The 1,250-nt window shown below is 40.2% G+C and carries 2 protein-coding genes; both read left to right on the top strand.

Annotated features, from left to right (window positions below):
- Window positions 1–57 precede the first annotated feature (57 nt).
- On the top strand, window positions 58–357 hold the full coding sequence (locus tag RYH73_RS26545; protein ID WP_187340262.1) for a transposase: 300 nt from the start codon (window positions 58–60) through the stop codon (window positions 355–357).
- On the top strand, window positions 300–1,220 hold the full coding sequence (locus RYH73_RS26540; protein ID WP_187342862.1) for an IS3 family transposase: 921 nt from the start codon (window positions 300–302) through the stop codon (window positions 1,218–1,220). Before RYH73_RS26545 ends, RYH73_RS26540 begins: the two co-directional genes overlap by 58 nt.
- Window positions 1,221–1,250 lie beyond the last annotated feature (30 nt).

Genomic DNA, 1,250 nt, shown 5'->3' with positions numbered 1-1,250 from the left:
TGGAGTTGCTACCTTTAAAGCGAGACAGATTTAGATAGTAATTTTAAATTTGTAGAAATGCATAGAAAATTTGATGATTCGTTTAAGACCATGGCGGTCGATTTGAGCGTTGTTAAGGGGTCTGTAGCCGATGTAGCTAAGGAATTAGACATAGACCCCAGTTTGCTCAGTAAGTGGCGTAGAAACCCACGTTATAATGGGAATAAAGTTTTACCTGACAATCCTAAAATTAGCCCAGAGGAACAGGAGTTGAGAATTTTGCGTAAAAAATTAAGAGAAACAGAATTAGAGCGTGATATATTAAAAAAGGCCATAGCCATCTTCTCCAGGGGAGACGGTCCATATACCGGTTCATAAAGGCGAACCGAGAGGTATATTCCGTAGAGAAGATGTGCGAAGTATTGAACGTTAGTAGCAGTTGTTTTTATCGTTGGCTGATTTCTCCGGAGTCCCCTAGTGAACAGCGAAGTAAAGCACTTCTGGATAAAATACAGCAGGTACACAGTGACAGTAAGTATATCTATGGTAGTCCAAGGATAACTGCAGAGCTGCATAAAAAAGGTGAAATGGTATCAAGAAGCTATGTTGCAAGGTTGATGAAGAAACATGGGATACGAAGTAAGGTCAAGAAAAAATATAGGGTGACCACAGATTCGAGCCATAGCTATGGGATAGCTGAAAATCTCCTCCAAAGAGATTTTTCAGCGGATGCCCTGTCACAGAAATGGGTTGGCGACATTACCTATATCCATACTGACAAAGGGTGGCTTTATCTAACAACAGTCATTGATCTGGCGGACAGAAAAGTCATCGGATGGTCTTTGAGTACTGATATGACCGCTAAAAACACTTCTGTAGAAGCCATCAGGATGGCTATTAAAAACCGGCGTGTCAAAGATGGACTGATCTTCCATTCGGATAGAGGGATCCAATATGCCTGCGATGAATTCAGGGAGGTAATTGTAGAAAACAGGATACTTCAAAGCATGAGCAGAAAAGCGAATTGCTGGGACAATTCAGTTGCTGAGAGCTTTTTCAAGACATTAAAGGCTGAAATGGTCTATCATAGAAAATTCATGGATCAGCAGTCAGCTAAATTGGAGATCTTTGGATACATTGAAGGATTTTATAACACCAAAAGAACACATTCTGCTCTGGGTTATAAGACACCCAGACAGATCGAAGAAATGCTATTGGAAAAAGAAAAAATGGCAGCATAAAAAAGTCTCCTATTTTTAGTTGCAATTCCA

Origin of the sequence: Olivibacter sp. CPCC 100613 (assembly GCF_036959255.1) — a bacterium.
GTDB lineage: Bacteria > Bacteroidota > Bacteroidia > Sphingobacteriales > Sphingobacteriaceae > Olivibacter.
This window is presented reverse-complemented; position numbering and strand designations above follow the sequence as displayed.